Raw genomic sequence first — 6478 nt, 5'->3', positions numbered from 1 at the left:
AGTAATGAGCATATGTTTACCAAATGCTCATTACTCCCTGTCCTTTTATCTGAAAGTTTCCTTACACAGTAAGCTACTATATAAGTTTCTTCGTCGATGCCCTATCTAAAGGGTCTCTCCAGAGAGCGTGTCGAATCATTGTTAACAGACCTGAGAGCTTCAAAATAGAGTTTTAGCATTGCTCTATTCCTTTCTCCTACGGTAATCCATAAAGATTTCTCCAATGATTTTCATCCACCTATATTAAATTATCTAATATCATTCTAGTATTATTCTACGAAAATATCAAGTCTTTTGTGATTACTTTTTTTTAATATGTAATTTCCTCAGTTTATCAATATTCTACTTTACCAAATAAGTATTTATGATTTTAAATAACTATCAAACCACTCTGTAATTTCTTTTAATCTTCTAATCCTATGCTTAGGTTTTCCACTTCTACTTAATTCATGATTTTCTCCTTTAAAGATGCACATTCTCGATTCTACTCCATGGTATTTTAAGGCTGTAAACATTTGTATCCCTTCGACTATCCAACACCTGTAATCCTCTTCTGAGTGAATAAACAATGTTGGTGTAGTTACCTGATCTGCATATTTTAAAGGAGACTGTTCCCACATATTATCATGACTATCCCATGGAGTACTAGCATTTTGATCGCCAGCAAAATAGTATCCTATGTCTGTTGTTCCAAACATGGATACCCAATTAGATATACTCCTCTGCGATACTGCTGCTTTAAATTTATCTGTATGACCTATTATCCAATTAGTCATAAATCCACCATATGAACCTCCGGTGACTCCAACTCTATCTTTATCTATAAAAGAGTATCTATCCATCACTTCATCTGTAAACATCATTATATCCTCATAGTCTATAGTTCCGTATTTACCTCGGATATCCGCAAATTCATCTCCCTTACCATCACTTCCTCTCGGATTACAGAAGAATACAACATAGCCTTGATTTGCCCAATATTGCATTTCATGGTAAAACACCTCTCCATATACGGTTTTTGGTCCTCCATGTATATCTAAAATAGCAGGATATTTTTTACCTTCTTCAAAATTAACAGGCTTCATAATCCAGCCATCAATACTAACTCCTGGTTCAGTTTCAACAGTTATTCTTTCAGGTTCTATCAACGTTCTTTCCTTCTGCACCCAATTATTGAAATCTGTAATTTTAATTTCCTTATTATCTTTCAACCTATATATCTCTTGAAGATTTAACCCTCTTAATCCAATAAACATTAAATCTCCAGAGCTAATATCAAACCCATCAATAGATCCCTTACCAGCTATTATCCTCTGAATTTCACCATTTATATTTAATTTATTTATATAGGAATTAAATCCTTCAGTAGTTACAAAGTATAAGTGATTATTCTCAACCTTCATATCTTGAGAACTCCCATATCTGCAGTCACTACCAACAGAATTCCATATACTATAGTCAAAATCAGGAGTTATACACTTTGAATGATTATCTTGAAGTCTTAAAATATAGAATTTATTATTTTCATTTAATCCAAATCTTTTCATATCTTTTCCCGTAAAAATTAAATTGTCAGTATCTATAAAGTTTACATACCCATAATTAAAATTATCATAAGGTGATATTTTGCTTATTTTTTTATCATTAATGTCATACATACATATATCATTATTAAGCTCCATCTTTGCTTTAAATCTCTGAGAAATAAATGATATTTTAGTTTTATCCACATTTAAATTATATGTTTCTACATCAGTATATTCATCGGTTATAGCTTCAACTGAATCATTTTCTAAATTATACTTATATAGTCTATTTCTATCCTTATTAGAGAAACTTCCCCCATTATGCCAAAAAGGAATTTCATCGATAACTTCGTAGTCTTTTTCTTCTTTTCTCTTTTTAAGCTCTTCTTTCTTCTCTTCTTCACTTAATTTATTTAATTCTTTCTTATAGGGGTTATATGTAGATGTAAAAACAAAAGTATTACTATCAATAGATTTAATCGAATTAACATTCTTGGGAATTTTAAAATACTTATTTGCTTCTCCACCATGAATATTTATTCTATAATATTGTGTGTATTCTTCTCCTTCTTTCTTTTTCTCTTTTTCCTTCTCATCTCTCAAACCTGAAAATATAATATGCTCACTATCCTCAAGCCAAATAAAACTTCGCTCTTCTCCATAAGCAGTTAATTGAAAATATTTATTCTCTTTTAAGCTATAAATCCATAGGTTCGACTGATATTTATTTTCATTAACATCTGACTGATGAACTACAAAGCATGCTTTTTCACCGTCTGGAGAATATTTAATTCCAGATATAAATTTGTATTTTATAAACTCATCTAACTCTAAATTTTTCATTATCTTTCCTCCTTTAGTCCTTAAGGTAAGCACTTATTAAATTTTATGCAATTACCTTCTTATTTATATTTATTTTCTAATCTTATTATATACCCTTTTTTTATTCAGTATTAATTGAATCTTTCTATACTTGTTTATTAATTTATAATTATGGTATAAATATAATAACAATACTTATAATTATTAAATTTTAAGGAGTGATTCATTATCGATAAAATTTTACTTCCTATTGATGGTTCTAAATCATGTATTAAAGCCTATGAGATGGCTAAGGATTTTGCTGAGAAATTTAACTCTAAGATAATATTACTCAATGTACAAACCTTACCATATCAATGGTCATATTCTACAGTAAATATTGGACAAAATAGAGAAGAATATGAAGAAATCAGTAGTGAAATATTAAATACTGCTAAGAATTATTTTGATAAATGCAATATTAAAGCTATAGTCAAAATGTCCTTTGGTGATCCAGCAATAAATATTATTGATACAGCCAATGACGAAGATTGTGACCTAATTATAATGTGTACCCACGGTATGTCAGCTGCAAAAAGATTTACAATTGGAAGTGTTACTAATAAAGTTGTTCATCACGCCGATAAACCCGTCTTAGTAGTAAGGTAGTTCTACATATTAGTTATACAGCTTTAAATAATTTACTCATTATAAAAGGGAGTCCAGAAATGGACTCCCTTAAATCTTCATGATTCTAATATACTCTTAATACTATTTTACTGATATCACCTATAGTGTAAATTTTACTATTAAAGCTTTATCTAAAATTCTAAAAGTAAATGACTCTGTTATAAAGAATTTAACTTTATTTCCATTTGTACTTTGATATCCAATAGAAAAATCATTTCCAATAGTCATCTCTAAATCTTCATGGTCATATGGAATTAATATTGCACCATCTAATACATGACTAAATACAACTTTTGTACCTAAAAGATCCTCAACTTGTTTAATTAAAGGATATCCTTCAACTTTCATGTTTAATCTTTTCCATGCTTCCTTACCTACTACTAATGTGTAAGGTTTATCGCTAAATGCTTCTCTAAGTTTTAGAACTCCTTCAGATATAGCAGCCATAATTGTATTTGGATCATTTCCTAGAGATATTTTTTCATTATCACTTTCATTTACTAACCCATTTAGTTCAACTTTTTTATTTCCATTGTATATAGCTTCCTCTTCAAATAAAGCTGCTTTCTTAACAGCTTCTTCTAAGGCATCAAGTTCAATATCCTTTGCACCTCTTACAAGATTGTCTAATTCCCATCTTTCAAGCTCAAACTCAACTCTAGCTTCTACTAGAGGTTTAACCTTATAAGTTCCGTATTTCACTTCGCTGTCATCTATTATATCTAATCGCCCTTCTGGAACTACTGTATAGTCCCAACCTTTAGGACCATTAACATTTACAACCTTTCTTGCAGATAAATATGCTTTTAAAACATCTTTTGCTCTTGAATCTATCTCTTCCCACGCTTCATTAGTTATAGGTGCTAGACTTCTTTGTAACATTTTTATACATCTCTCCCTTCACTTTCATTTTTATACTCTATATGTAGTGTAACAATATCTTCTTAATCTCTTAAGATATACAAACTATATATTTACCTTACTTTAGATTACCAATATTTAAGCTTGAATCACCTTCTGAGCTTTCTTCTCCTTCTGCCTCTTCGAGTTCCGTAATTGGACCATCAGTAAATAAATATGTCTTTAATTCTTCATCCCAACAATCCATATTTCTTCTTAGCCATTCTAACGTCATACAAGCATGTTCAATTTCTTCATCTCGATTATGTGCCATTATTGCTTTCAATTCCTCATCATCAGAAGCATCTACTCTTTGATTGTACCAATCAACTGCTTCTAACTCCTCTCTTAAACTGTTTATTGCTCTAGTAATATTTTTGGTCTTCTCATCTAAAACCTCAACTGGCTCATGATAATTAGCCATAGTAACCCCTCCCTATCAAATTTGTTATTAGTATATTTACCCTTTGCTAAATTTAATAAACACAAAAATATATATTTTGTAAGTTTTTTGTAAAGACACTTCACTTAATAATTATATGTAACTATTCTTAATATTATTATATCATAATTATTAACTTAACTCGTGTTATTCCAAAAGGAAACTGGCATCCTATAAAAAACCTTTTTCATTTCTATGATTATCTTAAGTATGTATTTCTATTCTAAATCAACTTAGTCATTTATTAACTAACTGGATACACTAAATAATATCTAATTTTATAGTTTGTTAATTTTTTCAATTTTGCAAAATATAATAATAGATTATAAAATAAAATTATCATGTATTTAACGTTTTTTACAAGGAGGTTTTTATGAAGAAACTGAAAGACAAATTACATCAAATTGATGGCAGTGGATATAAAGCATATAAAAGTATACGTGGAAATCATAGAGGTAACTGGTTCAACTTGCATATTGATTATGTCCAGCCAGACCCATTTGCAAATCCTTCTAGGATAAGAGTTGAAATTTCAAAAGATACTGCTAAATATAAAAGAGAGTGGATTACACCTCAAACGAGGAGATTTGCCTTTGAAGATTTTTTTAGCAGAGAGATTAATAAAAATATTAAAAAGGCAAATTTAAATAGAAGAGGCACAGGAAAAAGTGGTTTAATCTCTATTGACAGTCCTGGCCAAGAGATTCTTCCTAGAACTTCAGTTAAAGTAACTGATGAAAGAATAGAATTCCGTTTTTCATTAGGATTACCTGCAAAAGGTAGAAGAGTTTTAGGAAGAAATGCATATCAAATGTTATGTGAAGACATTCCTTATATTATTAAAGAGTCTCTCTTTAAATATGATGGGACTGAGTTACAAGACCACCTAAAATTATCCGACCAACAGGAGACAATACGTAATTATCTTAAAGAAAATAATTACATTTCCTTTATAGCTAATGATTCGATTCTACCCAGAAAAAGTGGTGTAAGTAATTCCCCACTAGAAGACTCTAAAGTTGTTCCTTTTAAATCACCAAAGTCATTTGAAATTCAAATTCCAATCCCTTATGGCAACCCTTTAACTGGTATGGCTATTCCAGAGGGTATATCCATAGTTATAGGTGGAGGATATCATGGTAAAAGTACCGTGCTTAATGCCATAGAAAGAGGAGTATACAATCACATTAAAGGTGATGGGAGAGAATATGTAATTACTAACTCTACAGCTTTTAAAATTAGAGCAGAAGACGGTAGAAGAGTTGAAAAGGTTAATATTTCTCCTTTCATATCGAATCTTCCCTATAATAAAGATACAACAAGATTTTCTTCTGAAGATGCCAGCGGAAGTACGTCTCAAGCATCTAACATAATTGAGGCTTTAGAAATGAAAACAGAAGTTTTACTTATTGACGAGGATACAAGTGCAACAAATTTTATGATTCGTGACTCTAGAATGCAAGAATTAGTATCAAAAGAAAAAGAACCAATAACACCTTTTATTGACAAGGTAAGGCAGCTTTACAATGATTATAAAGTCTCTACTATTTTGGTTATTGGTGGTTCCGGTGATTATTTTGAAGTAGCTGATAATGTTATTATGATGGATGAATATGTGCCTGTAGATGTGACTTCAAAGGCTAAAAATATCCTTGCTAAATCAGGCACCAAAAGAACATTTGAAGGAGGTCCAACTTTCGGTTCAATCTCAAATAGAGTTGTATTAAGCAATAGCTTTAATGCCTATAAAGGAAAAAGAGAAAAGATTAGTGCAAGAGGACTCCATACTATTTTGTATGGAAAAAATAAAATAGACCTACTTTTTCTTGAACAGCTTGTTGATCCTAGTCAAACGAGGGCAATTGCTAATATGATTAAATATATTTCTGATAATTTGGCCGATAACTCAACAATACTTTATACTCTCATTAATCAGTTGTATGAAAAAATTGATAAAGAAGGCTTAGATATTATATCACCCTATCAAGGACAACACCCTGGTGAGTTTGCCCTTCCTAGAAAGTATGAGCTTGCAGCAGCAATTAATAGACTCAGAACTCTTGAAATAGAGTAAAATTATATGAAAAATGATGTATTCTTCTATTTTCTAATCAATATC

General features: G+C 30.4%; 5 protein-coding genes and 1 riboswitch. Of the genes, 2 read left to right on the top strand and 3 right to left on the bottom strand.

Annotation, left to right across the window (positions count from 1 at the left end; translation table 11 throughout):
• Positions 1-27: 27 nt before the first annotated feature.
• Positions 28-132, bottom strand: a riboswitch (glycine riboswitch).
• A 230-nt stretch (positions 133-362) separates the two neighbouring features.
• Positions 363-2369 carry an alpha/beta hydrolase family protein gene (locus tag JMO20_RS11670; protein WP_202709850.1) on the bottom strand — a complete coding sequence of 669 codons (2007 nt, stop codon included), beginning with the start codon at positions 2367-2369 and terminating at the stop codon, positions 363-365.
• A gap of 204 nt (positions 2370-2573) precedes the next feature.
• On the opposite strand from JMO20_RS11670, the gene JMO20_RS11665 reads away from it, so the two are divergent.
• On the top strand, positions 2574-2996 hold the full coding sequence (locus JMO20_RS11665; protein WP_202709854.1) for a universal stress protein: 423 nt from the start codon (positions 2574-2576) through the stop codon (positions 2994-2996).
• A gap of 120 nt (positions 2997-3116) precedes the next feature.
• On the opposite strand, the gene JMO20_RS11660 is transcribed toward JMO20_RS11665, so the two are convergent.
• The gene (locus JMO20_RS11660) at positions 3117-3899 is read right to left on the bottom strand and encodes a family 1 encapsulin nanocompartment shell protein (protein WP_207753490.1); all 783 of its coding nucleotides are present in this window, start codon (positions 3897-3899) and stop codon (positions 3117-3119) included.
• Positions 3900-3996: 97 nt separating this feature from the next.
• Positions 3997-4341, bottom strand: coding sequence for an encapsulin-associated ferritin-like protein (locus JMO20_RS11655; RefSeq protein WP_202709849.1), 345 nt, complete (start codon positions 4339-4341; stop codon positions 3997-3999).
• Positions 4342-4732: 391 nt separating this feature from the next.
• Here JMO20_RS11655 and JMO20_RS11650 point away from each other — a divergent pair, with 391 nt between their 5' ends.
• Positions 4733-6433, top strand: coding sequence for an ABC-ATPase domain-containing protein (locus JMO20_RS11650; protein ID WP_202709848.1), 1701 nt, complete (start codon positions 4733-4735; stop codon positions 6431-6433).
• The last annotated feature ends 45 nt before the right edge of the window (positions 6434-6478 follow it).

The organism is Sporosalibacterium faouarense (genome assembly GCF_016765695.1).
Lineage (GTDB): Bacteria > Bacillota > Clostridia > Tissierellales > VENL01 > Sporosalibacterium > Sporosalibacterium faouarense.
This window is presented reverse-complemented; position numbering and strand designations above follow the sequence as displayed.

Coding starts and splice junctions, on each gene's coding strand:
- JMO20_RS11650 (WP_202709848.1), top strand. CDS start 4,733: ATGAAGAAACTGAAAGACAAATTACATCAAATTGATGGCAGTGGATAT.
- JMO20_RS11660 (WP_207753490.1), bottom strand. CDS start 3,899: ATGTTACAAAGAAGTCTAGCACCTATAACTAATGAAGCGTGGGAAGAG.
- JMO20_RS11670 (WP_202709850.1), bottom strand. CDS start 2,369: ATGAAAAATTTAGAGTTAGATGAGTTTATAAAATACAAATTTATATCT.
- JMO20_RS11655 (WP_202709849.1), bottom strand. CDS start 4,341: ATGGCTAATTATCATGAGCCAGTTGAGGTTTTAGATGAGAAGACCAAA.